Annotated in this window: 21 protein-coding genes; 14 read left to right on the plus strand and 7 right to left on the minus strand. The window is 64.9% G+C overall.

Going from position 1 to position 26,180, the window contains the following annotated elements; all coding sequences use genetic code 11:
• The first annotated feature begins 2 nt into the window (after positions 1–2).
• From prcB to ACX80Z_RS03210, 12 genes are all read left to right on the plus strand, one after another.
• Entirely contained in the window at positions 3–827 is an 825-nt protein-coding gene (prcB, locus tag ACX80Z_RS03155) for a proteasome subunit beta (RefSeq protein ID WP_019482711.1), read from the plus strand.
• Positions 828–829: 2 nt separating this feature from the next.
• A complete protein-coding gene (prcA, locus tag ACX80Z_RS03160) occupies positions 830–1,561 on the plus strand; it encodes a proteasome subunit alpha (protein WP_459314888.1) in 732 nt (243 codons plus the stop codon).
• A complete protein-coding gene (pafA, locus tag ACX80Z_RS03165; RefSeq protein ID WP_019482713.1) occupies positions 1,561–2,922 on the plus strand; it encodes a Pup--protein ligase in 1,362 nt (453 codons plus the stop codon). The genes prcA and pafA overlap by 1 nt, the downstream gene beginning before the upstream one ends.
• A 135-nt stretch (positions 2,923–3,057) precedes the next feature.
• Entirely contained in the window at positions 3,058–3,981 is a 924-nt protein-coding gene (locus tag ACX80Z_RS03170) for an FKBP-type peptidyl-prolyl cis-trans isomerase (RefSeq protein ID WP_459314889.1), read from the plus strand.
• Positions 3,982–4,023: 42 nt separating this feature from the next.
• Complete coding sequence (locus ACX80Z_RS03175; protein WP_019482715.1) at positions 4,024–4,419, plus strand: FKBP-type peptidyl-prolyl cis-trans isomerase; 396 nt, start codon at positions 4,024–4,026, stop codon at positions 4,417–4,419.
• A gap of 75 nt (positions 4,420–4,494) precedes the next feature.
• Positions 4,495–6,468, plus strand: coding sequence for a helix-turn-helix transcriptional regulator (locus tag ACX80Z_RS03180; protein ID WP_459314890.1), 1,974 nt, complete (start codon positions 4,495–4,497; stop codon positions 6,466–6,468).
• Positions 6,469–6,529: 61 nt separating this feature from the next.
• Positions 6,530–6,868 carry a hypothetical protein gene (locus tag ACX80Z_RS03185; protein ID WP_026041066.1) on the plus strand — a complete coding sequence of 113 codons (339 nt, stop codon included), beginning with the start codon at positions 6,530–6,532 and terminating at the stop codon, positions 6,866–6,868.
• Positions 6,869–6,931: 63 nt separating this feature from the next.
• Complete coding sequence (gene tatA, locus ACX80Z_RS03190) at positions 6,932–7,231, plus strand: Sec-independent protein translocase subunit TatA (RefSeq protein ID WP_459303758.1); 300 nt, start codon at positions 6,932–6,934, stop codon at positions 7,229–7,231.
• A gap of 60 nt (positions 7,232–7,291) precedes the next feature.
• The gene (gene tatC, locus ACX80Z_RS03195) at positions 7,292–8,077 is read left to right on the plus strand and encodes a twin-arginine translocase subunit TatC (RefSeq protein ID WP_019482719.1); all 786 of its coding nucleotides are present in this window, start codon (positions 7,292–7,294) and stop codon (positions 8,075–8,077) included.
• A gap of 55 nt (positions 8,078–8,132) precedes the next feature.
• Positions 8,133–10,955 (plus strand): DEAD/DEAH box helicase, encoded by a 2,823-nt coding sequence (locus ACX80Z_RS03200; protein WP_459314891.1) that lies wholly within the window; start codon positions 8,133–8,135, stop codon positions 10,953–10,955.
• 32 nt (positions 10,956–10,987) lie between these two features.
• Positions 10,988–12,646, plus strand: a complete 1,659-nt coding sequence (locus ACX80Z_RS03205; protein ID WP_459314892.1) for an amidohydrolase — start codon at positions 10,988–10,990, stop codon at positions 12,644–12,646.
• A 411-nt stretch (positions 12,647–13,057) separates the two neighbouring features.
• Positions 13,058–13,789: a polyprenol monophosphomannose synthase gene (locus ACX80Z_RS03210; protein ID WP_024477044.1), complete on the plus strand. Its 732-nt coding sequence runs from the start codon at positions 13,058–13,060 to the stop codon at positions 13,787–13,789.
• A gap of 156 nt (positions 13,790–13,945) precedes the next feature.
• Here ACX80Z_RS03210 and ACX80Z_RS03215 read toward each other — a convergent pair whose 3' ends face one another.
• From ACX80Z_RS03215 to ACX80Z_RS03230, 4 genes are all read right to left on the minus strand, one after another.
• Entirely contained in the window at positions 13,946–14,293 is a 348-nt protein-coding gene (locus ACX80Z_RS03215) for an RNA polymerase-binding protein RbpA (protein ID WP_024477045.1), read from the minus strand.
• A 211-nt stretch (positions 14,294–14,504) separates the two neighbouring features.
• Positions 14,505–15,440 (minus strand): SPFH domain-containing protein, encoded by a 936-nt coding sequence (locus tag ACX80Z_RS03220; RefSeq protein WP_019482723.1) that lies wholly within the window; start codon positions 15,438–15,440, stop codon positions 14,505–14,507.
• Between the two features lie 82 nt (positions 15,441–15,522).
• Positions 15,523–16,002 (minus strand): NfeD family protein, encoded by a 480-nt coding sequence (locus tag ACX80Z_RS03225; protein WP_019482724.1) that lies wholly within the window; start codon positions 16,000–16,002, stop codon positions 15,523–15,525.
• Between the two features lie 120 nt (positions 16,003–16,122).
• The gene (locus tag ACX80Z_RS03230; protein WP_459314893.1) at positions 16,123–16,974 is read right to left on the minus strand and encodes a putative RNA methyltransferase; all 852 of its coding nucleotides are present in this window, start codon (positions 16,972–16,974) and stop codon (positions 16,123–16,125) included.
• Between the two features lie 132 nt (positions 16,975–17,106).
• Between ACX80Z_RS03230 and ACX80Z_RS03235 the strand changes: the two genes are divergently transcribed.
• Together ACX80Z_RS03235 and ACX80Z_RS03240 are read left to right on the plus strand one after the other, a co-directional pair.
• Positions 17,107–19,086, plus strand: a complete 1,980-nt coding sequence (locus ACX80Z_RS03235) for a S9 family peptidase (protein ID WP_459314894.1) — start codon at positions 17,107–17,109, stop codon at positions 19,084–19,086.
• 254 nt (positions 19,087–19,340) lie between these two features.
• Entirely contained in the window at positions 19,341–21,734 is a 2,394-nt protein-coding gene (locus ACX80Z_RS03240; RefSeq protein ID WP_459314895.1) for an ATP-binding cassette domain-containing protein, read from the plus strand.
• 6 nt (positions 21,735–21,740) lie between these two features.
• On the opposite strand, the gene ACX80Z_RS03245 is transcribed toward ACX80Z_RS03240, so the two are convergent.
• Genes ACX80Z_RS03245 through ACX80Z_RS03255 form a run of 3 tightly spaced genes read right to left on the minus strand, consistent with a single transcriptional unit; the run spans position 21,741 to position 26,177 of the window.
• Positions 21,741–23,141, minus strand: a complete 1,401-nt coding sequence (locus tag ACX80Z_RS03245; RefSeq protein WP_019482728.1) for an NtaA/DmoA family FMN-dependent monooxygenase — start codon at positions 23,139–23,141, stop codon at positions 21,741–21,743.
• Entirely contained in the window at positions 23,141–24,442 is a 1,302-nt protein-coding gene (locus ACX80Z_RS03250) for an acyl-CoA dehydrogenase family protein (protein WP_459314896.1), read from the minus strand. The genes ACX80Z_RS03245 and ACX80Z_RS03250 overlap by 1 nt, the downstream gene beginning before the upstream one ends.
• A gap of 10 nt (positions 24,443–24,452) precedes the next feature.
• On the minus strand, positions 24,453–26,177 hold the full coding sequence (locus ACX80Z_RS03255) for a dipeptide ABC transporter ATP-binding protein (RefSeq protein WP_459314897.1): 1,725 nt from the start codon (positions 26,175–26,177) through the stop codon (positions 24,453–24,455).
• Positions 26,178–26,180: the final 3 nt, after the last annotated feature.

Raw genomic sequence — 26,180 nt, forward strand, 5'->3', positions numbered from 1 at the left:
TAATGATTCCGGAAGACGCTACCGCGTCGATTGGCCGTGCAGCCTCCACGTCGTTCAGCGGGTATCTGGGGTCGAACCACCCCGATCTGCTGCCCTCCAGCCGGTCGGCCGGAGGGTTGACCCCGGCCAGCGCCGCGACGGTGGCGCCGCACGCCACCACGATCGTGTCCATGACGTACGCTGGCGGCGTCCTGATGGCCGGTGACCGGCGCGCCACGATGGGCAACATTATCGCCAGCCGGCACATCGAAAAAGTCTTCCCAGCCGACATGTTCTCCGTACTCGGCATTGCTGGTAGCGCCGGAATAGCGCTCGACATCATGCGGCTCTTCCAGGTGGAGCTTGAGCACTACGAAAAAATCGAGGGCACCCTGATGAGCCTCGATGGCAAGGCCAACCGGCTGGCAGCAATGATCCGGGCCAACCTCCCACTCGCGCTGCAGGGACTGGCGGTCGTCCCCCTCTTCGCCGGCTTCGACACCGTCCAGCGGGTCGGCAGGCTCTTCTCCTACGACGTGACGGGCGGTCGCTATGAGGAGCAGGAACACCACAGCGTCGGTTCCGGCGCCGCCTTCGCCCGGGGCGCCCTGAAGAAGCTGTGGAAACCGAATCTCGACGAGGACCGCGCGGTTCGGGTCGCCGTCGAATCCCTCTACGACGCAGCCGACGACGATTCGGCGACCGGCGGCCCCGACGTCGTCCGCCAGCTGTGGCCGGTGGTGTACACGGTCAATAGTGCTGGCGCCCGCCGGATTCCGGAGCGGGAGCTGGCGCTGGCCGCCGCGCAGGTCATCGACTCGCGCTCGGTGGCAGGACGGGAGGCATGAGCATGACACAACAGTTCTACGTTTCGCCTGAGCAGCTCACCAAGGACCGGGCCGATTTTGCCCGGAAAGGGATCGCCCGCGGACGATCGGTGGTGGTGCTCAGTTGCCGCGATGGGATTGCACTGGTCGCCGAGAACCCCTCACCGTCCCTGCACAAGGTGGGCGAAATCTATGACCGCATCGCTTTCGCCGCCGTGGGGAAGTACAACGAGTTCGAGAGCCTCCGCCAGGCGGGTGTCCGCTACGCCGATGTGCGGGGATATTCCTACGACCGGGAAGACGTCACCGCCCGCGGGCTGGCCAGTGTCTACGCCCAAAGTCTTGGCGCAGTGTTCACCGCCGACAGCAAACCCTTTGAAGTGGAGCTGGCCGTCGCCGAGGTAGGGCCCCGCACCGACGCTGACCACCTGTACCGCCTCACGTTCGACGGCTCGATCGCCGACGAACGACGGTTCATCGTGATGGGCGGGCAGGCGGATGCCGTCGGTGACGCCCTGACCGATCAGTGGGACGCCGAGCATAGTTTCGCGGAAGCGGTCAGGACCGCGGTGGATGCGCTCCGGCACGGCGGCGGCGCGACCGGCGCTCCCCGGACGCGCCTCAACCCCGAGACCCTTGAGGTTGCAGTCCTGGATAGGGACCCGCTGACCACCCGCGGCGCCCGGCGGGCGTTCCGGCGGATCCTTCCCACCGAAGTGGGAGACATGCTGGGCTTCGGGAAGGACGGCCTCTGATGGACCGCCGGATTTTCGGCATCGAAACGGAATTCGGCATCGCCTACTCGGGGCCCAACTCCCGCCCGCTGTCACCCGAGGAGGTGGCCCGGTATCTGTTCCGCAAGGTGGTCAGCTGGGGACGCTCCTCCAACGTGTTCCTCACCAACGGGTCCCGGTTGTACCTGGATGTCGGTTCCCACCCCGAGTACGCCACGGCAGAGTGCGACGACGTCGCCCAGCTCATCGCGCACGACCGGGCCGGCGAGCTGATCCTGGAGGATCTGGTGGCCGAGGCGCAGCGCAGGCTTGCGCAGGAGGGCTACGACGGACGGGTGTACCTGTTCAAGAACAACACCGACTCGGCGGGGAACTCCTACGGCAGCCACGAAAACTACCTCATTCCCCGGAAGCTCGAGTTCAGCCGGCTGGCCGACATCCTGATCCCGTTCCTCGTCACCCGGCAGCTCCTGGTCGGTGCCGGTAAGGTCCTCAAAACCCAGACCGGCGCGCTTTACGCCTTCTCCCAGCGTGCCGACCACATTTGGGAGGGCGTGTCGTCGGCCACCACCCGGTCGCGGCCCATCATCAACACCCGGGACGAGCCGCACGCCGACGCCGAGTACTACCGCAGACTCCACGTCATCGCCGGCGATTCCAACATGTCCGAGACCACCGCCCTCCTGAAAGTGGGATCGGTTGACCTGATCCTGCGGATGATCGAGGCGGGCGTCATCATGAAGGATTTCCGGCTGGAAAACCCGATCCGCAGCATCAGGGAAATTTCCCACGATCTCACCGGACGCCAGCCGTTGAAGCTGGCTAGTGGACGCACCATGTCCGCGCTCGACATGCAGCAGGAATATCTGGCGCGGGTGCGCCAGTTCGTGGAAACGAACGGGGCCCACACCCCGCATGTTGAACGGATCCTCGAGCTGTGGGGGAGGACCCTGCAGGCAATCGGCACCGGCGACCATCGGCTCATCGACCGTGAGATTGACTGGGCCATCAAGAAGAAGCTGATTGACAGCTACCGGGACCGGCACAGTCTTGGCCTGGAGTCCGCGAGGGTGGCACAACTGGATCTCACCTATCACGACATTTCCCGGGAACGCGGCCTGTATTTCCTGCTCCAGCAGCGGGGGGAGACCGAGCGCGTGGTCACCGACGTCGACATCAAAAATGCCGTGGACATTCCACCGCAGACCACCCGCGCGCGGCTCCGGGGGGAATTCGTCCGACGCGCGAAGGACGCCAACCGGGACTTCACCGTCGATTGGGTGCATCTGAAGCTCAACGATCGCGCCCAGCAAACCATCCTGTGCAAAGACCCCTTCCAATCGGTCGACGAACGGGTCGAAGCGCTGCTCGCCCAGCTGTGAATCCCCGGTGAAACTGCTCGACGGGAGAAACCACCGGCCCTAAACCGTTACGCTGGATAGGTTCATTCACGAAAAATGGCCAGCTTCCTGCGGCCCCCACGGCACGCGCCACCGATCACCTGCGAAAGAAGCACCGTGCGAAAAGCTCTCACCCTTGCTCTGCCCGTCCTGTTAGTGCTGTCCGCCTGCGGCGGTGATACCGGCGACGCTGAACTGAAGACCGCCGGTGACGCCGCGATCCTTGAATCCGTCCGGGTTGAGGGCGGCTCCGATGAGGAAGCTCCCGAGGTGACCTTCGAATCACCGCTGGACGTGACCGGCCCCGCCGCTGCCACGATCACCGCCGGCGACGGCGAGCCAATCGCCGACGGCGACCGCGTCTCCTTCCACCTGGTGGGTCTGAACGCCGAGGATGGCTCAGTCCTCGGCGACACCTATTCCGCCGAGCCGCAGACCCTCGACCTGATCGAGAAGCTGCAGGAAGACGACCCTGAACTCTACGAAGTGCTGGTGGGCACCACCATCGGGTCGCAGATCGCATACACCAATGTGATCGAAGGCCAGGAGCCCCAGCAGCTGATCGTGATGCAGGTACTCAGTGCCGAGGCAGCACCACCGGTGCCCGCGGTGCTCAGCCCCGAAGCCGTTGAAGAGCTCGACGCCGATGGCCAGCTTCCCACCTTCACGTTTGACGACGACGCACCTGTCATCGAGATTCCCGACAACGAACCCTCAGATGACCTGGTCATCAAGGTTCTCGAAGCCGGCGACGGTGAAGTGATCACCGAAGAAGACACCATCGCTGCCAACTATGCCGGGTGGCGCTGGGAAGACGGAGAGCAGTTCGACTCCAGCTACCCCGGTGGTGAGCCGATCGAGTTCCCGCTTTCCGGCGTCATCGAGGGCTGGACCAAAGGACTGGCCGGCCAGACGGTTGGCAGCAAAGTCCTGCTCGTCATCCCCGCACCGATGGGCTACGGGGATCCTGCCCCGGAGGGACGCCCCTCCGGCACCCTGGCGTTCTACGTAGAAATCATCGAAAAAGTGACGGCCGAGTAATTCCGGCCGCCCCCGCCAACCACCACCACTTAGAGGAGAAATATGTCTATCGGATCCAACGGCACCGCCCGCACCAAGCCCGAAATTGAGTTTCCCGGCACCGACGTACCTACCGAACTGGTCATCTCCGACCTGATCGAGGGCTCCGGCGAGGAAGCCAAGGCTGGCGACACCGTCTCCGCCCACTACGTCGGCGTCGCCTTTTCCACCGGCGAGGAATTCGACTCGTCCTGGAACCGCGGTGCACCACTCGACTTCAAGGTCGGCATTGGCCAGGTCATCCAGGGCTGGGATCAGGGTCTCCTCGGAATGAAGGTTGGCGGCCGCCGCCGGCTGGAGATCCCCGCTAATCTGGCCTACGGGGACCGTGGCGCTGGTGGAGCGATCGCCCCCGGTGAGTCCCTCATCTTCGTCGTCGACCTGATGGGTCTGCGCTAACCAGGACACGCACGTCATGATGAGGGCCGGGGCGCAGTGTGCCCCGGCCCTCCTCATGCGGGTACTCTTTCCAACGTGTCAGCTAAACGAACCGAACGCCTTCTCTCCCTGGTCATGCTGCTGCTCTCCACCCAGCGTGGCTACTCCAAAGAGGAACTGTTCCACGAAATAGAGCTCTACGGTGGGGCGCCCACCCCCGCCGCCCGGGAAAAGCTCTTCGACCGGGACAAGGCCATGCTGCGTGAACAGGGCATCCCCGTCCAGTCGTTCAGCGACGACCCGGCGTTCGACCACGACAACTCGATTCGGCGTTACCGGATCGACGCCGCCGAATACCGTCTCCCGGCGGTCACCTTCACCACCGAGGAGTCTGCTGCGCTGACCCTCGCCGCCGGGATGTGGGATGTAGCCACCCTCGACTCGGCCGCCGCCCGGGCGCTGCGGAAGCTCCAGGATCGCGGCGCTGCCCGCGAGGACGCAGCCGCCATGCTCGTGGAACCGCGCATCCGCACCAACGAACCGCACTGGGATGAGGTCTGGCGCGCCACCACCTCCCGCCGGCCCATCTCGTTCGGCTATCGCGCGGCGAGCACCGGCAGGGAGGAACAGCGACAGCTTCAGCCCTGGGGCATGGGTAGCCGCTACGGGCACTGGTATGTGGTTGGCCGTGACCTCGACCGGGGTGAGGAGCGGTATTTCAGGCTCTCCCGCATCACGACCGCGCCAGTCCTGCTCGATGGATCCTTTGACGTCCCCGAAGATTTCACGATGCTTGCCTCGCTGGCCTCCCTCGACCGGGCCCGCGAGCCGTTCGAAGCGGTGGTCGCTGTCCGGCCCGACACCTGCCACCTGTTGCGTACCCGACGCGGTGCGCAGAGCGACGGTGCCAGCGACGGCTGGGACCTGCTCCGGTTTCCGTACGGTGACACCGGCGAAACCGCAGCCGATATTGCAGCCTTCGGCCCGCGGGCGCGGGCGATCGCACCGCCGGAGCTGGTGGCCCTGACGGGGGAGCAGCTCACCCAGGCCGCCGCTACCCAGAACGGGCCGTTCCCTGACCTCGAGTTCACCAAGGCAGCGCGCCGACCGGCCCGCCCCAAGACCTCGGCTGATGCTCATTTGCGCCGCCTCCTCGACCTGGTGCCGTACCTGCTCGATCATCCCGGCGCGGACATGGATGAGACGGCCGCCCATTTTGGCGTTACCCGCACGCACCTGGCCGCCGACCTCGAGCTCCTGTTTGTCAGCGGCCCCCGCTACTACCCGGATGGGCTGATCGAAGTCAGCCTCGACGAGGACCGGATCTTCCTCAGCAATGCCGACAACCTGGCCGAACCGCTCCGCCTGAACCTTGATGAGGCCTGCACCCTCATCGTCGGCCTGGATACCCTCCGGCGGCTACCGGGACTGGACCCGGGCTCAGCGGCAGCCACCGCCCACGCCAAGCTCACCCAGGCGGCCGGCGACGCCGGCCGTGCGGGCAGTGCCATCGCCGCGACCCTGACCGAGGAAGCGGTCGGGTCAACCCTTGAAACCGTCCAGGAAGCCCTCCGGTCCCGGGTCCGCCTGGAACTGACCTATCTGGTGCCCACACGGGACGAGGTTACCCAGCGCACCGTCGAACCGATCCGGGCATTTTCCCGGCACGATAGCTGGTACCTCGAGGCGTGGTGCACCAGCGCCCGGTCGGTCCGGAACTTCCGCCTCGACCGGATGCAGGCCGTCAGACTCACCACTGATCCGGTGGACGCCGGGCGGCAGCCCGAAGCCGACGGCGACGACGGCGTCCTGTTCCGGCCAACGCCCGGCGATGAGCTTGTCACCTTGCTGTTGCACCCGCCGGCCCGATGGGTGGCTGAACACTACGCCGCCGAGCGAACCCAGGAACTCGCTGATGGCCGCCTTGCTGCGGAAATCAGGGTGGCCACCACGGGGTGGATTCCTGGCCTTATCAGCAGGTTGGGGGGAGCTGCCGCTGTCGCCGGTCCCGAGTCACTTCGACGCGAGTGCTCGGTGTGGTTGGCTGCGGCCCTGGCGAACCGTCCCTGACCTCGGTCGAGGCGGGTCCAGCTGTCCCCGCTGCCGTCCCGGCTCCCTTAGACTTGGGGGTATGCCTTGGTGGACGTGGATTGTGATTTGGGTGGCCCTGCTGGCGCTGACCCTGTTGGTACTGGCCGCGCTCGGTTACTTCCTGTTCCGGAAGGTCAAGGCCCTCCTCAAAGAGGTTGAGCACGCCAGCGAGGTGCTGGACCGGACGACCAACCCGCCCACCAGCGCGGACGGAGCCGTCAGGGAGCCCAGCATCGCGGTCTTCAGGGATCCGGGAACGGTCCGGGACGAAGGCGCCGAGGCCAAGGCACTGCGGGTCGCCTACCGCCGGGAACGCCGGATTCGGCGCAGGGTTGGCCGCGGACAGCCGGTAAGCCTTCGAGACCTCCCCCACGTGTGACACCCCAACCGGGGCATCACCTACCAGCGTCACCCCGGTTGAGAACTATGAAAGGATTTCATTATGAGACCTGAAGGTTGGGCACTAGTTGCCATCATTGTCGTCGCCCTGCTGCTCTTCGGTGCCCCGAAGCTGCCCGGACTGGCCCGCAGTGTTGGCCAGTCGTTGCGGATTTTCAAGTCCGAGGTGAAGCAGATGAAGGACGACAACCCGAACGACGCATCCGAACCGGGTTCCCCGGTTGAAGGACGCATTGTTCCTCCGGCGCGCACCGCCACCGACCAGCCGGAGCAGACCGGGACGGCCGCACCTGGACAGCACAATCCACCAGGGTCAGCCGATCCGACCTCCCGCACACCCTAGGGTAAGCGGGCGGTGCCAAAGGTGAGCGGCAGGAGCCGCAAATCCAACCCCGAGGGTCGGATGGCCCTCGGGGAGCACCTGAAAGAGGCCCGAAACCGGCTGATCAAATCGGGCATTGCACTGGTGGTGGCCACCGTTGTTGGTTTCTTCATCTACAACCCGGTCCTCACAGCTCTCTCCGAACCCATCCTGGACCTCAACGCCAGGGAGGGCAGGGAAGCCGTCCTGAACTTCGACGGGGTCGCGTCACCATTCGACCTTCTGGTTCAGGTCTCGGTCTTCATCGGAATCATCCTGGCCAGCCCCGTCTGGCTCTACCAGTTCTGGGCCTTCATTACCCCCGGGCTGAAGACCAAGGAGCGCCGCGTGGCGCTCTCCTTCATCGCCGTCGCGGTTCCCCTGTTCCTGGCGGGCATCTACCTCTCCTGGCTGGTGTTGCCGAACGCGGTGCGGGTCCTCACCGACTTCACCCCCAGCGGGTTCTCGAACATCATCCTGGTGACTGCCTACATCACGTTTGTGCTGCGCCTGATGCTGGCGTTCGGTATCGCCTTCCTTTTGCCGGTGGTCCTATTCGGATTGAATCTGGTGGGGATCCTCACTGGCAAACAAATCCTCAAGGCCTGGCGGATCACCGTCTTCCTGATCTGCGTCTTCGCGGCGATGGCCGCACCGGGCGGCGACGCCCTCGGCATGCTCTACCTGGCGGCACCCATGCTGGTGTTGTTCTTCATTGCCATCATGCTGTGCCTGCTCAACGACAAACGCCGCGATCGCCGGCGGGCCGCCCAGGACGCCGAGGTGGAGGCCAGCGCCGACACAGCATCCGACCTGGACGGACTCTGACGTCCGCCCCGGCTGGTTGCCAGGCGACGAACCGGGAGAGATTAGGCTAGATCGTATGACCTCCCCCGCCGAGCGGTACCAGCTAGCACGGGCGCGTACCGCACACACCACCACTTTACTGTTTCAGTTCGAGCAGACCCTGGGGTTCGACCTCGACCCATTCCAGCGGGACGCCTGCGTCTGTCTCGAGGCCGGCCGCGGGGTGCTCGTGGCGGCGCCCACGGGAGCCGGGAAAACTGTGGTGGGAGAGTTCGCCGTCTACCTGGCCCTCGAGAAGGGCCTGAAAGCGTTCTACACCACCCCGATCAAGGCGCTGAGCAACCAGAAGTATTCCGAGCTCTGCGCGGTGTATGGGGCAGACCGGGTTGGGCTGCTCACCGGCGACACGTCAATCAACCCTGACGCCGCCGTGGTGGTGATGACCACCGAGGTGTTGCGGAACATGCTGTATGCGAACTCGGACACCCTCGACGACCTCGGCTACGTGGTGATGGACGAGGTGCATTACCTCGCCGACCGCTTCAGGGGCGCCGTCTGGGAGGAAGTAATTATCCACCTGCCCTCGGAGGTGCGGCTGGTCTCCCTGAGCGCGACAGTCTCAAATGCTGAGGAGTTTGGCGCGTGGCTGGATACGGTGCGCGGCCAGACCGATGTGGTGGTCTCGGAGCATCGACCGGTTCCCCTCTGGCAGCACGTCATGGTGGGACAGAACCTCCTCGACCTCTTCGCCGGCGACGTGGCCTTCGACGAGGCCGCACCCGCCGGTCCGGATGCGGGAGCCGAGGACCGGTACGAGGTCAACCCTGAACTCCTTGAACTCGCCAGTTCGGAGACCCGGCTCAACCAGCGTGCCGGGTGGGGAGCGGGCGGCGGGTCACGGCGGGGCCGTGGGCCCGCGAAGCGGCCGCCAGCGGCAGCGTCACGGGTCAGGCGTGCCACCCGGCCACAGGTGATCAGTGCCCTGGACCGGGACGGTCTCCTGCCAGCCATCACGTTCATCTTCTCCCGCAACGGGTGTGAGGCGGCGGTCAGCCAGTGCCTCGACGCCGGTCTGTGGCTCACCACCGAACCGGAACGCGAAATCATCAGCCAGCGGGTCGACGAAGCGGCGGTGGACCTGCCGCCCGAGGACCTGGCCGTCCTCGGTTTCTGGGAGTGGCGGGAGGGCCTGATCAGGGGCTTCTCAGCCCACCACGCCGGGATGCTTCCCACCTTCAAGGAAGTGGTGGAGAAACTCTTTGCGCTGGGACTGGTGAAGGCGGTGTTCGCGACCGAGACCCTGGCCCTCGGCGTCAACATGCCAGCCCGTTCGGTGGTGCTGGAAAAGTTGGACAAATTCAACGGCGAGGCGCACGTCAACGTCACAGCGGGGGAGTACACCCAGCTGACGGGGCGGGCTGGCCGACGCGGCATTGATGTGGAAGGGCACGCCGTCGTACTGTGGCAGCCGGGGACGGACCCGGGAGCCGTGGCGGGTCTCGCCTCCCGGCGGACCTACCCGTTGAACTCGAGCTTCAGGCCCACCTACAACATGAGCATCAACCTCGTCGCCCAATTTGGCCAGCACCGATCCCGGGAGATCCTCGAAACCTCGTTCGCCCAGTTCCAGGCGGACCGGTCGGTGGTGGGACTCGCGAAACAGGTGCGGACCCGTGAGGAGTCGCTGCGGGGCTATGAGCAGTCCATGACCTGCCATCTCGGCGACTTCACCGAATACTCGAGGCTTCGCCGTGAAATTTCCGATCTGGAGGATCGGGCAGCGAAAACCAACTCGCGGAGCCTGCGCTCGGCGGCGGCTTCGTCGCTCGAAATGCTGCGACCCGGCGACGTCGTCGACGTGCCGGCAGGACGCAGCCAGGGCTATGCGGTGGTCCTCAGCTCCGACACCTCACGGGAGCCCCGCCCAACGGTCCTCACCGAAGACAAGCAGCTCCGTCGGGTCGGGGTGCAGGACCTCAGCGGGCCCCTTGAGGTTCTCTCCCACATCAGGATCCCCAAAAACTTCAACGCCCGCAGCCCCAAAGACCGCCGGGACCTGAGTTCGTCGCTCCGGAACGCACTCCATGACAAGCGTCCACCCCGTCGCGGTCCCGGCCAGGACGGTTTCCTCTCCGGTGCCACCGAGCGCCAGGAGGCCGCCATCGCAGATCTGCGGCGCAAGCTGCGGTCCCACCCCTGCCACGGGTGCAGCGACCGGGAGCAGCACGCCCGGTGGGCTGAACGCTGGTGGAAGCTGCGCCGCGAGACCGACCGGTTGGCCGGTCAGATCAGGGGCCGCACCAACACGATCGCAAAAACCTTCGACCGGGTGTCGGACGTCCTCCTGCACTACGGGTACCTGCAGGACACCCCGTCCGGGACCACCATCACCGCTGCCGGCCGTAAGCTGCGCCGGGTCTATGGGGAGAAGGACCTGCTGATCGCGCTCTCCCTCGAGCATGGCGCCTTCGAAGGACTCGACGCCGCCGAGACCGCCGCTTTGGCCTCGGTGCTGGTGTACCAGGCCAAACGGGAAGAACGCGGCCTGCGCCCGAAAATGCCCGGCGTCGCACTCGACCCGTCGATCGACGTCGTCGTCCGCCAGTGGTCAGCCCTGACCGATCTGGAGGAGCAGTTCAAGCTTCCGGTCACCGGTGAACCCGAGCTGGGTCTCGTCTGGCCCATGCACAAGTGGGCCAGGGGCAAGGCCCTGCAGGCTGCGCTGAGCGGAACCGAACTGGCGGCCGGCGACTTCGTGAGATGGACCAAACAGGTGGTGGACCTGTTGGATCAGCTCGCCAAAATTGATTATCTGCCTCCCGGCCAACGCCGTCTGTTTATCGACGCGATTGGCCTGATCCGTCGCGGTGTGGTGGCCTACTCGGCCATCAGCGACTAACCACTTATGCCCACCATCTGTCTGGAGCACGAATGACCCCGACCCGCCCAATTCTGTACCGTAACGGCTCCGTGTATAGCGCCGCAGACCCGTTCGCCACCGCGATGCTGGTCGACGGCGACACGGTCGCCTGGATCGGCTCCGAGCATGCGGCCGAATCGCTGGCCGATGCCACCATGACCGTCGTTGACCTGGCCGGCGCCCTCATCACCCCGGGCTTCGTGGACTCCCACGTCCACACCACAGAGACCGGTCTGGCCCTGGAATCCATCGACCTTTCCTCCTGCACCGGCATCACTGACCTGCTGGACCGGGTCGCAGCGGCGGCGCGCACCGGCGTCAGCACCGTGTTGGGGCACGGCTGGGATGAGTCGCGGTGGCCGGAGCGCATGGTCCCCACCGCCGGGCAACTGGACGCAGCCGGCGGAGGTAAGCACGTCTATCTGGCCCGCGCCGATGTTCATTCGGCGGTGGTTTCCGGGTCCCTCGCAGCTGCGCTGGACCTGGCGAACCTCGACGGCTGGGACAACGGCTTCGTGGTGCGCGACGCCCACGTCACGGCGCGGCTGGCCTCGCGCGATCTAGCCGACGGCGAACGCTCCGGCTACCAGAGCGCTGCGCTCCGGCGGGCCGCGGCCAACGGAATCGTGGCGGTCGCAGAGATGGGCGCGCCCCATATCTCACCGGTCGCCGACCTCCAGGCATTGCTCCGGATCGGCCAGGACCCCCTGGGGGAGCAGCTCCCGGAGATCCTGCCGTACTGGGGACAGCCTGTTACGTCGGTCACCGAGCTTCAGGAGGTGCTGGACCTGTTCGGTGGCAGCCTGGCCGGCATCGGCGGAGACCTCAACGTGGACGGTTCCCTTGGGTCCCGGACCGCGGCGCTCCGGGAACCCTATGCCGATGACGTCCATCGGGGTTCGGTTTTCCTCCAGGCCGACGCCGTCGCAGCGCATCTGGGTGCCGCCACCAGCATAGGAATGCAGGCAGGGTTCCACGTCATTGGTGACGCCGGCCTGGACGTGGTCCTGCAGGGTCTCGCCCTGGCAGCCGATGCCGAGGGCATCGAGGCGGTCCGGCGGGCACGCCACCGCCTGGAACACGTCGAACTCGCCGACGCTGAGGCTATCGCCCGACTGGTGCATTTTGGGGTCACCGTCAGTGCCCAGCCGGCCTTCGATGCGCGATGGGGTGCTGCTGGCGGGTTGTACAGCCAGCGCCTCGGAGCTGCGCGGATGACCGGGATGAACCCGTTCGCGAGCTTCCTGGCGGCAGGGGTCCCGCTGTGCTTCGGTTCCGACAGCCCCGTGACATCCCTCAACCCGTGGGCCACCCTCCGGGCGAGTGTGATGCACAACAACCCCGCGCAACGGATCTCCGCTCGTGCAGCCTTTATCGCCCACACCCGGGCCGGTTGGCGGGCCGTAGGCACGGGACACCCGTTGTTGGGCCAGCTTGTCCCTGGTGCTCCGGCGTCGTACGCCGTGTGGGAGGTGGAGGAGCTGATGGTGCAGACGGCTGACAGCAGGGTGCAATCGTGGAGCACCGACCCCAGGGCGGGGACACCGCTCCTTCCTGCCCTCGATACCGGCGCGGACCCGGTGTGTCTTGAGACGGTCCATCGGGGCCGACAGTTGTTCCAGGCCCCAGGTTTCAACGAAATTTCATCGCCCCTACGGTCCGTGTCCTGACCTGCACAAACAAGTGTTTACGCAGGTCAGGGGGCTGTTGACACTCGCTCCACAGCACGTAAGCTGTGGAGTCAACGGGTCAGGAACTCAGAGAAGATTCACTGACCCGACCGAGCCGATTCAACGCAGGTCCTAGGCAGCCACCGTTTTTCAGTGGGCCTCGCCGCGCGTCACGGCATCGGTACCCCGGAACGGGTAGGTTCGCGCGTCAGTAGAAAACAGCTGTGATTCTTGGATCCGTGCTGGCCCGAAGGCGCGCGGATCTACCCGACCCTCCACGGCATCCCGATTCGATCGGCCTGGTGGCTCTTTTTCTGTCCCACGCGGGCATCCAATATACTGGGCGTTTGGTTCCGGGCCCCGGGATCCGTGCGCCACGGCGTATCAGCTACGTGATCGAAGGTTGCCTGAGTGCGAGTCGTCACCATCATTCCCACCTACAACGAGATCGAGTCGCTTCCCCTGACAGTCGAACGACTGCGCCGGGCCGTACCTCACTCCGACGTCCTGGTGGTGGACGACAACAGCCCTGATGGTACCGGCGGGCTCGCCGACACCCTGGCAGGTGCCGACCCGCAGATCCATGTCCTGCACCGCACGGGTAAGGCGGGTCTGGGAGCCGCGTACATCGCGGGATTCACCTGGGCGCTGGACGCTGGCTACGACGTACTGGTCGAGATGGATGCTGACGGCTCCCACCGACCCGAGCAGCTACAGTCTCTGCTCGACAAGGTGGCTGACGCCGACCTCGTCATTGGGTCGCGGTGGGTCCCCGGCGGCAGCGTGGTGAACTGGCCGCGACGCAGGAAATTGCTCTCCCGGGCCGGCAGCACCTACTCCAGGCTGATGCTGGGCATCGATGTCCGGGATATCACCGCAGGCTACCGTGCGTTCCGCCGGGAAACCCTCGAAAAGGTTGAGCTGACAACCGTTGACTCGGTGGGGTACGGATTCCAGGTGGACATGACCTTCCGGGTGGCTACGCTGGGCCTGAAAATTGTTGAGGTGCCGATCACTTTCGTGGAACGGGAGTTCGGGGCATCGAAGATGAGTGGCGGAATTGTCCTCGAGGCCATTGCCAACGTCACCCGGTGGGGACTCGCCGCACGGTGGCGGGCACTGACCTCGCGCGACAAGAAGTAGCTTCCACAACCCGCCAGGACAGAAACAGCCCGCAGTGTCAGGGTTGCCGGTTCCTTCCGGCAATTATTGCTGTCGGGGCCGCTTTTGGGGCTGGCGGGCACGAAAAAGCCGGGCTGACCCTGAGGGTCGACCCGGCTTTTCCAACTTCCTGTACTGCTAGGCGGACTGGCGCTCTCCGCGGCGTTCCCGCAGGATGGTCAACCGGTCCTGGAGGATCTGCTCCAGCTCGTCCATGCTGCGACGCTCCAGCAGCATGTCCCAGTGAGTACGTACTGGCTTGTCACCTGAGGTGTCGGGGCGTTCCCCGTCCACCAGCAACGCTTCCTTACCGGTTTTGGAAACCCAGACCGGTGGGACGTCAGCTTCCGCTGCAAAAGTGACGAACACCCGCTCGCCGTCTCCGCAACGGTATTCAACCCGCTGCCGTGGAGCTGGCTCAACACCGGATTCAGTCTCCATGCTTTGCGCTCCGAGGCGCATACCGCGCAAGCTACGATCGCTCATGTAATCTCCTACTCAACAATTTGGCATCCGTAACGGCGGATGATGGTGCGGTAGTGGCTACCGCAACCTGCCACTTACATAACGCTGTGGACGTGACGTCTGTTCCCGATCTGACCAGCGAAAGTACGGCAAACACCCAATTATACGCCGGGGCAGGGCACAAAAAGAAACCGGACAGCCGACCCGAGCCAGCCGTCCGGTTTCTACGGTGTCAGGCGCTGTGGGTACGGGACGGGCTATCGCCGTCGGGCGCGTCAGCGGTCGCGTTGCCCAGGACGTTACCGATACCCTTGAGCGCTTCACCCACCTCACTGGGAATGATCCACAGCTTGTTGGACGATCCTTCGGCGAGCTTGGGAAGGGTCTGCAGGTATTGATAGGCGAGGAGCTTCTGGGTCGGGTTGCCCTTGTGGATGGCATCGAACACCTTCTGAATGGCCTGCGACTCGCCGTCGGCGCGGAGAATGGCCGCCTTGGCGTCACCTTCCGCGGCGAGGATGGCGGCCTGTCGCTGGCCCTCGGCCGTGAGGATCTGCGACTGCTTGGTTCCCTCGGCAGTCAAAATGGCTGCGCGGCGGTCCCGCTCGGCTCGCATCTGCTTCTCCATCGAGTCCTGGATGGACAGGGGAGGGTCGATAGCCTTCAGTTCCACCCGGGATACCCGGATGCCCCAGCGACCGGTGGCCTCATCAAGCACTCCGCGCAGTTGGCCGTTGATCTGGTCGCGGGAGGTCAGGGCCTCCTCAAGGTTCAGACCACCAACCACGTTGCGCAGCGTGGTGGTGGTCAGCTGTTCCACGGCCTGGATGTAATTGGCGATCTCATAGGTAGCCGCCCGAGGATCAGTGACCTGGAAGTAGACCACCGTGTCGATCGAAACCACCAGGTTGTCTTCGGTGATGACGGGCTGGGGAGGGAATGACACCACCTGTTCGCGCAAGTCCAGCAGGGGCAGCAGCCGGTCCACGAAAGGGATCAGGATGGTCAACCCGGGTTGGAGGGTTCGCTGGTATTTTCCGAGCCGTTCCACCACACCGGCGCGAGCCTGCGGGACAATTCGCACCGACTTCACCAGCACGACCAGAACGAAAATGATCAGGGCAATCAGGACGACTGTCAGTCCGATTGCCCCTGCGTCGGTAGGCATATGTTCCCCTTTTGGTAGGTTGGCGCGATCGTTGGGTAAGTCTGGGCAACCGTGGTTGGGCGGCCCGTCTGGGCAACCGCGTCTAGACAGCCCCGGAGTCGGCGGCTTGCGGGCGGGCGGGGGCACTGATCAGCGCGGTGGCACCGTCGATTCGGGTGACGGCGACACGTTCGCCGGCGGGAATCAGCGACCCGTCGAGGGTGCGGGCCGACCAGGTGTCACCGCCGATCTTCACGGTGCCGGATTCGCCGGTCACGATGTCGAGGGTGAGAGCCGACTCCCCGATGAGTCGGTCCACGTTGCTGAGCTGTTCGGGGGAGCCCCGCTTGAGGTGTTTCAGCGCCACCGGGCGGACCACCAGCACCATCAGGAGCGACACCACGCTGAAGATGATGACCTGCAGGAAGAACGCCGCGCCGAGGAAGGTGCTGATCATGGCTGCGAGGGCACCCATCGCCATCATGACGAAAAACAGGTCAAGAGTCAGGGTTTCCACTGCGGCAAGACCAAGGAAGAGAACCAGCCACAGGATCCAGCCGTTCTCCAAAAGCCACTCAAACATGTCTTCCCCTCTGGCTAAGGCGCCGTGAGCGCATACTGCGTTCTTCAATCATGCCAAAGCGGGGTGCGGAAACCTAGGGGTCGAGGCCTCAGCGGACCGGTTGTTATCGATCCGCAAGCCTCAGCGGTCCTGGTGCCGCCGGAAAACCTGGACGGTGAACCGGGCACTGGCTGGAGTCCGTTCGGGGAGCACCGCCAAATCCGCCCACAGGTCTTCTGGGACCAGATGGTGGCCAGCCGGGCCCATCAGCGCGACATTGTAGATATCGGTGCGGGACAGCTGCAGGGAGAGCTCAACGGTTGCCGAATCGGCCTCGTCGAACAGTCCGGTCAGGCTGGTTGCCACCGCCGTGGCCTTATCCGGGCGCACCTCAAGCAAACCGGCGTCGTCGGCGATTTCGGCAAGGTGCCCCGGCAGGGGGGTGACAACGACCAGCACACCGCCGTGATTCAGCACGCGATGGAACTCTTCGGGGTTGCGGGGCGCAAAAACGTTGAGGATGATGTCGACCCCTGAATCCCGCACCGGCAACTGCCGCCACACATCCCAGACCACGCACACACCGTCCCGCAGGATTCCGGCTGCCCGGCGCAGGGCGAACTTCGAAATATCGAGGGCCAGCACCGCGGCCCCGGGATGTCGGCGCTCCAGTTCGGCCAGATAGTATCCGGTACCGGCGCCGGCGTCGAGGATTACCCTGGGCTCGGCGACGTGCCGTTGCGCCAGGTCGGCCACAACCGCCTGGAGTGGGCCGTAGTGGCCTGCGCCGAGAAAGTCGGTGCGTGCCTGCACCATCACTGCGGTGTCCGACTGGAATTCGGTGCCCCTGCCAGTGAGCAGGTTGAAGTAGCCCTGCTTTGCCGCATCGAACCGGTGACCCGCCCCGCACACCAGCGCGCCCGCACCGTCCAGGAGTCCCAGCGGCGCTGCGCACACGGGGCAGCACAACAGGTTCTCCGGAAGGTGGGGCATAGATTCATCCTAGGGCCGGAATTGGGAACACCCAGCGACTGATCTAGTCTCGGACTTGTGAAACCACATGAGCTGAATCACCTCCAGTCCGTAAGTTCACCGTCGATCTCACCTGATGCGCAGCGTTGTGTTGTGTCGGTGACCCGACCCGATTTCGATGCCGACAGTTATGTTGGGCAGCTGTGGGACATTGCGGTTCCCGGGGGCGCCGCGCGACGGTTGACCCGCGGTTTCCGCGACTCCGCACCCCAGTATTCGCCGGACGGCGCCGCCATCGCCTTCCTCAGGGCAGAGCCCGGCGGCAAGCCTCAGCTGATGATCGTTGACAGCCGCGGCGGCGAACCCCAGCGCCTGACGGACCAGAAAATGGGGGTTGGCTCGTTCAGCTTCTCGCCCGATTCGTCGAAGCTCACCTTCACCTCCCGCGTTCCGGAGCACGGCCGCTACGGGACCGTCGACGGCGTCGGCCCCGGGCTGGAAGATCCCCGCCTGATCAGCACGTTCAAGTACCGGATGAACGGGCTGGGCTATTCCCTGGACAAACGGACCCAGATTTTTGTTCTCGACGTACCGAGCCTCGACGCCGAACCTTTCGTGGAACCGGTCGGCAGGGCAAAGGAAGCTGCGGTGGACCCGGCTGGCAGCGAGAAGCCGGCAGCCAAGGAGAAGGCAACCGGCAAGGGGCTTCCGGAGGCCGTGCAGCTGACCACGGCAGACGCGGATCACAACGAGCCTGTTTTCACCCGCGACGGGCGCCGCATCCTCTTCACCGCGGCGCTGCATTCCGACGCCGACACCACCCTGTACACCGATGTCCATTCGATGGCGGTGGATGGGTCCGACGTCGTGCGGCTCACCAACCGCGGCTCTGGTACCCGGCTGGGCTGCAGCCGGCCGGTCGAAAGCCTCGATGGACACTGGCTGTTCTTCCTGGGCAGCGACCTTTCCGAGGACGGGCTGGACTTCCTGGCCCGGAACACCGCGCTCTACGTTGCACCAGCCGCTGCACCCGGCGAAGCTCGGGCCATCACCGATGCCGAGACCGTGGACCTGGGCGAGGTGGGGGACATCGTGCCGCGCGGCGCCGATTCGGTGCTCGTCTTTAACCGGACCCGGGGCCGCGGCACCCTCCTCGAAGCCTCCGCCGACGGGACCGTCAGCACCCTGCTCGACGGCGAACTCATCGTGACAGGTGCAGCGGCGAAGGGCGACCTGGTGGTTGCCGCCTATACCGATCCCACCACGATGGGGGATCTGGCAGTAGTGTCCGGGGGCTCCCTCAAACCGCTCACAGACCTCTCCAACGACCTCCGGATGCAGACCGCAGTGGTGGCACCCAAAGAAGAAACCTTCACGGCCAGCGACGGGCACAGCGTGCATGGCTGGGTGCTGGAACCCGAGGGCGAGGGGCCCCACCCGGTCCTGCTCAACATTCACGGCGGCCCGTTCGCCCAGTATGGCTGGGGATACTTCGACGAGGCGCAGGTCTATGTCAACGCCGGGTACGCCGTCGTCATGTGCAACCCGCGGGGAGCGGCCGGGTACGGGCAGGAGCACGGCCGCGTGATCAAGGGAGCGATGGGTACCGTTGACCTCCTCGATGTCCTGGGCTTCCTGGACGGCGCACTGGAGAAATACCCGTCGTTTGATCGGGACCGGCTGGGCGTCATGGGCGGGTCCTACGGCGGCTACCTGACCGCGTGGACCATCTCCCAGGACCATCGGTTCACGGCGGCAGTGGTCGAACGTGGCTACCTGGATCCGCCGTCGTTCGTCGGTTCATCGGACATTGGCTGGTTCTTCTCCGATGCCTACACCGGCAACGATCCTGATCAGGTGAGGGCACAGAATCCGTTTGCACACGTCGACAAGGTGCAGACCCCCACCTTCGTGGTCCACTCCGAGGAGGATCTGCGCTGCCCGCTGGAGCAGGCTCAACGCTATTACACGGCGTTGAAGCTGCGCGGAGTGCCAACAGAGCTTCTGGTGTTCCCGGGCGAGACCCACGAATTGTCCCGCGCCGGATCACCGTGGCACCGTCGGCAGCGGTTTGAGCACCTTCTCAACTGGTGGGCCAGATACCTGCCGACGGCGAAGAACCAGCAGCCGTAAGCGGCTAGCCCACAGCGGCTGGCTTACAGCGGCCGGCGGCAGCGCAGCATGGCTGGGGAGCAGGATCTCAAAGCAGGCACCCCCGCCCGGTCGGGAGACCACCGTTGCGCTGCCGCCCGTGCATAACCGGTTGCCACCGTGCCGTCACCTGGAGCAGAATCAGACGATATCGAACGTACTGTTGGATGCTGGTGCGCACGAGGCTAGCGACGCCGTTGGGAGCCGCTGCGGCGACCCCGGCAGTAGGAGAGACGATGAGCACGTCGACGACGACGACCGACCCACACGAGTTACCCTCGCACACCGCCGACCAACATGATCTGATCCGGGTTCAGGGTGCCCGTGAGAACAATCTCAAAGACCTCTCAGTCGACATTCCGAAGCGCCGCCTGACGGTTTTTACTGGCGTGTCCGGATCGGGCAAGAGTTCCCTGGTGTTCGCGACCATCGCTGCCGAGTCGCAGCGGATGATCAATGAAACCTACAGCGCATTTGTCCAGGGATTCATGCCCAGCCTGGCGCGCCCCGACGTCGACCGCCTGGAAGGCCTGACGACGGCGATCATCGTCGACCAGGAGCGGATGGGCGCCAATCCACGCTCGACGGTTGGCACCGCCACCGACGCCAACGCGATGCTCCGGATCCTCTTCAGCCGCCTTGGCTCACCGTATGTGGGACCGCCGACGGCGTTTTCCTTCAACGTGCCCACCCGTAAGGCCAGCGGAGTGATGAGTACCGACAAGGGCGGCCGGGTGGAGAAAAGCGTGGTCAGGGATGCCGTCTATCTGGGTGGCATGTGTGCACGCTGCGAGGGCATGGGATCGGTCTCCGATTTCGACCTGACGGCGCTCTTCGACGAGACCAAGTCGCTGGGGGAGGGAGCACTCACCATTCCCGGGTACAGCATGGACGGCTGGTACGGCCGGATCTTCAGCGGTGCAGGGTTCGACATCGACAAACCGCTGGCCAGCTTCACCAAGAAGGAACTCGACGACCTCCTGTACAAGGAGCCGACCAAGGTGAAGGTCGAGGGCATCAACCTCACCTTCGAGGGAGTCATCCCGAAGATCCAGAAGTCGATGCTGTCCAAGGACGTTGAGGCGATGCAACCTCATATCCGGGCGTTCGTGGAGCGGGCCATCACCTTCCAGCCGTGCCCCGAATGCCAAGGCACCCGGCTCAGTCCTGAAGCCAGGTCCTCGACGATTCAGGGCAAGAACATCGCCGATCTGTGCATCATGCAGATCGATGAGCTGGCGGCCTGGGTGCGATCGTTGCAGGAACCGTCCGTGACGCCCCTGTTGAAGGGCTTGCAACACCTGCTGGATTCTTTCGCGGAGATCGGGCTGGGATATCTATCGCTTGACCGGCCGGCCGGCACCCTGTCCGGGGGAGAGGCTCAGCGGACCAAGATGATCCGGCACCTCGGTTCCTCGCTGACCGATATCACCTACGTTTTTGATGAGCCGACCATCGGCCTGCACCCGCACGACATTCAGCGGATGAACGGGCTGCTGATCCAGTTGCGTGACAAGGGGAATACGGTGCTGGTGGTGGAGCACAAACCCGAGACCATAGCCATCGCTGATCACGTGATCGATCTGGGTCCTGGCGCTGGCACCCAGGGCGGCAGCGTCTGCTTCGAGGGCAGCGTCGATGGCCTGCGTACCAGTGACACCATCACCGGTCGACACCTCGACGACCGGGCAGCTGTCAAGGCAACGGTGCGTCAGCCCTCGGGCAGCCTGGAGGTGCGCGGCGCCGCAACCCACAACCTTCAGAACGTGGACGTTGACGTGCCGCTGGGTGTGCTCTGCGTAGTCACGGGGGTGGCTGGTTCAGGTAAGAGTTCGCTCATCCACGGGTCGGTCGCCGGACGCGAGGGTGTGGTGGTGATCGACCAGGGCGCCATCAAGGGGTCGCGCCGCAGCAATCCCGCCACCTACACGGGACTCCTCGAGCCGATCCGAAAGGCTTTCGCCAAAGCGAACGGCGTCAAACCGGCCCTGTTCAGTTCCAACTCCGAGGGTGCCTGCCCCACCTGCAACGGTGCTGGCATTATCTTCACTGAACTCGGGGTCATGGCCACTGTCGAGTCCACCTGCGAGGACTGCGAGGGGAGGAGATTCCAGGCGTCGGTCCTTGAGTACACCCTGGGGGGACGCAACATCGCCGAGGTACTTGCCATGTCGATGACCGAGGCTGAAACCTTCTTCGGTGCGGGCAACGCCCGCACCCCGGCCGCCCACAGAATCCTTGACCGCCTGGTGGATGTGGGGCTCGGTTATCTGACCCTCGGCCAGCCGCTCACCACCCTCTCGGGCGGTGAGCGGCAACGCGTCAAGCTGGCGACGCAGATGGCCGAAAAAGGCGACGTGTATGTGCTTGATGAGCCGACCACCGGCCTGCACCTGGCCGACGTGCAGAACCTGCTCGGGCTCCTCGACCGGCTCGTCGATTCCGGCAAATCGGTCCTGGTGATAGAACACCACCAGGCGGTGATGGCGCACGCCGACTGGCTGATCGACCTTGGGCCCGGCGCGGGTAACGACGGCGGCCGGGTGGTCTTCGAGGGAACCCCAGCCGAACTCGTCGCCAGCAAAACGACGCTGACCGGCGAGCACCTGGCGGCCTACGTGGGCGGCTGACCGCGCCTAACCCGCCGGCTGGAGCGTAGTGCGCCCAGCGTATGCTCCCCGGTGGCCAGCCGCCCGATGCCGGTCCGGGAGGCGCGCTCCTTCGCCGAAGAACTTTTCCCGGAGGGTCCCGGACCGGTAATCGGACTGGGCCAGGCCCCGCTTTCGCAGTTCGGGCAGGACCCCCTCAATGAAGTCCTGATAGGAGCCGGGAATGGTCTGGTTGATGATGTTGATCCCGTCGATTCCCGCGTCCTGCCAGAATTCGAGCTGGTCGACGATTTGTTCAGGGGTACCAGCAATCTGCTGGTTGTACGCCCGGTAGCGCGCAACATCGGCGATCGTCGGATTCCCGCCAGGGACTGAGGCGAACAGGGCCTCAAGTACGCCGCGGGCGCCGTCGGTACGCACCTCGCCCAGAGTGGTGTCGAGGGGGAGCCCGCCGAGGTCAACCCCGATACCGCCGCCGATGTGCGCCACGATCGTATCCAGGTCCAGGTAGTCGTCGAGCTCAGCCCGCTTTCGCGACACCTCGGCTTCGGTGGATCCGACCACAAAGGAGAGCCCGGCAAAGAATTTGATGTCCTCGTCGCGGCGACCCAGTTCGCGGGCAAGGGCGCGGACCGATGCTGTCGTCTTCCGGGCGTAGTCCACATTGGGTGCGAAGAGGAAGGCTGCTTCAGCGTTGGCAGCGGCAAAGTGCTGCCCCCGTCCTGAGGAGCCGGCCTGGAACAGTAGGGGAGTGCGCTGCGGTGACGGAGCCACCAGGTGGGGGCCCTCCACCGAATAGCGGGCCCCGTGGTGATTGATCTTATGGACCTTCGACGGGTCGGCATGGCGGCCCGTCCGCTTGTCCTGGACGAGGGCGCCGTCGTCCCAGGAGCCCTCCCAGAGCTTGTAGCAGACCTCCAGGTACTCGTCGGCCCAGTCGTAGCGGCTGTCGTGTTCGACGAGCCCGTTGTGGCCGAAGTTCTTGAACGAATTTTCAAGCACGCTGGTGACAATGTTCCAGGCGACCCGCCCCTCGCTGAGATGGTCGAGGGTGGACAGTTGGCGGGCAAACTGGAATGGATGAGACTGAACGACGGAGCTGGTCAGGGCCAAACCGAGATGTTCGGTTGTTGCCGCCAGCGCCGATTGCAGGACCAGCGGGTCGTTGGCGGGAACCTGGAGCCCGCGCTCGATGTGGGACGTCCAGCCGCCCCCATGGTTGCCGTACAGCCCGACGACGTCGGCAAGGAAGAGCGCATCGAATTTCGCTTCCTCCAGCGTTCGCGCCAGGTCTGTCCACAGCCGCAGGTCATTGAATCGGTGTTGTTGGGCTTCGGGGTGGCGCCACTGCCCGCCGAGGATGTGGCTTGTGGTGTTCATCGCGAATGCGCTGAGGAGAAGACGTGGGCGTTCAGTGAAGACTGACATCAGGGGGTACCTCCGGTGGTGGATGAGGGGCGAGCGGTGGCGTCGCCGATGCTGTTCAGGCCAGTGGGGGTGGTGCTGTTGATCAGATAGTCGCCGACTGAGCGCGCTTTGAATAGCGCCGGGTTGTGGGTGGCCACCGTCCTCGCGTTGCGCCAGTGGCGGTCCAGTGCCTTGTCCTTGCCGACCGCCGACGCCCCGGCGACGTCGAATAATTCGCTGGTTGCCGCCAGCACCAACGGGGGAACCGAGACGTGAGCCTGGTCGACAGCCAGTTCGGCGCGGAGGAACGCTGCCTCGGGGGATAGTGCCAATGCCGGGTCGACGGCGGCGTCAAGGTCCCGGGCCGCCGCCGTCACGACGGCTTCGGCGGTGTACACCTTCGATGCCAGGACACCGACATGTTCCTGGATCTGGGGATCATCGCGGAACAGGCCGCCCGATCCCGTGTTGAAAGTCCGGATCCGGGCTTGAACGAGGCTCACCGCGTCGCGGCGGGCAGCGCGGCCGATCCCGGCCAGCACCGCAAGGAGGAAGAGTTGAAAAAACGCTGGTTCGAGCGTACTTGTCACCTTCCGCTGCAGGATGTCCCCGGACTCGACCGGCACCCGGTCAAAGCGCGCGGTGCCGGTCCCCGTCAACGGCTGACCAAAACCATCCCAGTCGTCCACGATCGTCACCCGCGGGTCGTCCGCCCTCACCAGCGCGTACTGTCTCCCTTCGAGCCCCTCAGTGCTCGCCATGACCACCACCCAGTCGGCGAAAATACTGCCGGTGGTGTAGAACTTTTCACCGGTGAGGAACCATTGCCCCTCCTCCTGGTGGAGCCTGGTCCGGGTTGTGCCGAGCGCGTTGCCCGAGCGTTCAGTGGCAGCGTTGCCGAAGATTTGGCCAGCAGCGATACGGGGGAACCAACGGTCCTGAAACTCTGCGGACTGCAGCGCGGCCGTTTCGACAAACGAAAAATGGGAGCGCAACAGGTGGGAGACATTCGAGTCCGCCTCTGCCAGTTCAGTGACGAGCCGGAAGAGGTGTTCATGGCTCACCGGATTGCCGCCGAACCGGGCGGGCACCCGAAGGGTGGTGAATCCTGCGTCCCTGAGCCACCCCACCTGGGCGAAGGGCAGGGTCCGGTCCGCTTCACGGGCGAGGGCGCCGTCGGCGATGCGCTGGAACACGGGCCGGAAACGCGCGGCGAGTTCCTCGTATCTGGCCTCTCCGGTGGCCGTACTCTGCTGTGGTGCGTACGGCTGCGGTACGTCCGGCTGGGGTCCGCTGTGCTGGGCGCTGGTGGTGGTGGTCATGGAGTTGTCCTTACGTGGTTGCGAGGGCGGCAATGCCGCTGCGAGTGGAGGCGTGGGCGCGAAGCCGGTGGCCCGGGTTGGAGTTGAGCAGCAGTTGGGTGTAATCACTGGTGGGATTGCCGAAGACCTCATTAGTGGGGCCCGTTTCGACGAGTTTCCCCCGGTGCATGACGCCAACGGCCGAAGAGATTCGTTCAACCACGTGAAGGTCATGGGAAATGAAGAGGTAAGTCAGTCCGAGTTCTTGTTGCAGGTCTGCCAGTAGGTCGAGGATCTGGGCCTGTGTCAGGACGTCGAGGGCTGACAGTGCCTCATCCAGCACCAAGGTGCGCGCCCCGAGCGCGAGCGCACGCGCAATTGCGACGCGTTGGCGCTGACCACCGGAGAGTTCAAGCGGACGTTTGTCCGCGAGGCTCGACGGAATATTCACCTGATCCAGGAGTTCGGCCACTCGTCTGGCACGGGTTGTCCTGGAGCCGATCCGGTAGTTCCGGAGGGGCTCGCCGATGATGTCGCGGATAGGTAGGCGAGGATCGAGCGCGGAATCGGGGTTCTGATAAACCAGTTGCAGGTGTTTCCACAATTCTCTCCTCTGCTGTCGGGAAGCGGAGGTGACGTCCTGTCCGTGGATAAGGATCTGTCCGGCCCCTGGATCGAGCAGGCGGAGAATCATGCGGGCAGTGGTCGATTTTCCGGATCCCGATTCTCCCACCAGGGCGAAGGTGGTGCCCTGGGCAACGCTGAAGGACACGCCGTCGACGGCCCGGTGCTGCTCGCCCGCCCTGTCAAAGTCCCGGATCAGGCCTCTTACTTCGATGGCCGCCGTTGCACCGGGCGCTGCGGTGGAGGCGGCTCTGGCCACCGCAGGGCTGAGCTGGGGAGCGGCCTCCTCCAGCAGCCGGACCGTGTACTCGTTCGCCGGCGCCGAAAGAATGTCAGCCACCAGCCGGTCCTCGAGGATGCGGCCTTGCCGCATCACGACAATCCGCACGGCGTGGTCGGTGGCTACCGCCAGGTCGTGGGTCACAAAAATGACTGCCGTGCCAAATTCGGTGGCCAGACGCTCAAAAACCTCGAGAATCTTCGCCTGGACGGTCACGTCAAGAGCCGATGTCGGTTCGTCAGCAATGAGCAGCTCCGGCCGGAGGCTGAAGGCAATCGCGATGAGAACACGCTGTTTCAGGCCCCCTGATAACTGGTGCGGGTACTGTTTCAGCCGTTCTTCAGGCCGGTCAATCCCCACCAGATCGAGTAACCGAATGACCTCAGACCGGATCGACTCACGGGATTGCCGGGGACCGCCGGAGTGCAGCCGGAAGACCTCGGACAGCTGGGAACCGATCGTTTTGACGGGATCGAGCGAGGCTCCGGGGTCCTGCGGTACCAGTGAGATCCGTACCCCCCGAATTTTTTCCAGGTCCTTCTCTCGCGCATCAGTGAGCGGGAGGTCTCCCAGGGAAATGGACCCCGCGGTCCGCTGCGCAGCTGCCGGGAGTAATCCGATGATCGATTTGGCCAGGGTGGATTTGCCCGAGCCTGATTCACCGACCAGTGCCACAATCTCACCGCGGCGGATGGTGAGGTCCACACCGTCGACGGCGGTCTTCGCCTCAGTTCCGCGACCATATTCGATCCGCAGTCCCTGGATGGTCAGCAGTGATTCGTCGGTCCAGCGAGGAGTTTGTGCCATTTTTACGGCGGGGTTGGGGCTGGGTCGTGCGTGGGTAACGTCCACTGG

It is taken from the genome of Arthrobacter sp. TMT4-20 (assembly GCF_054510775.1).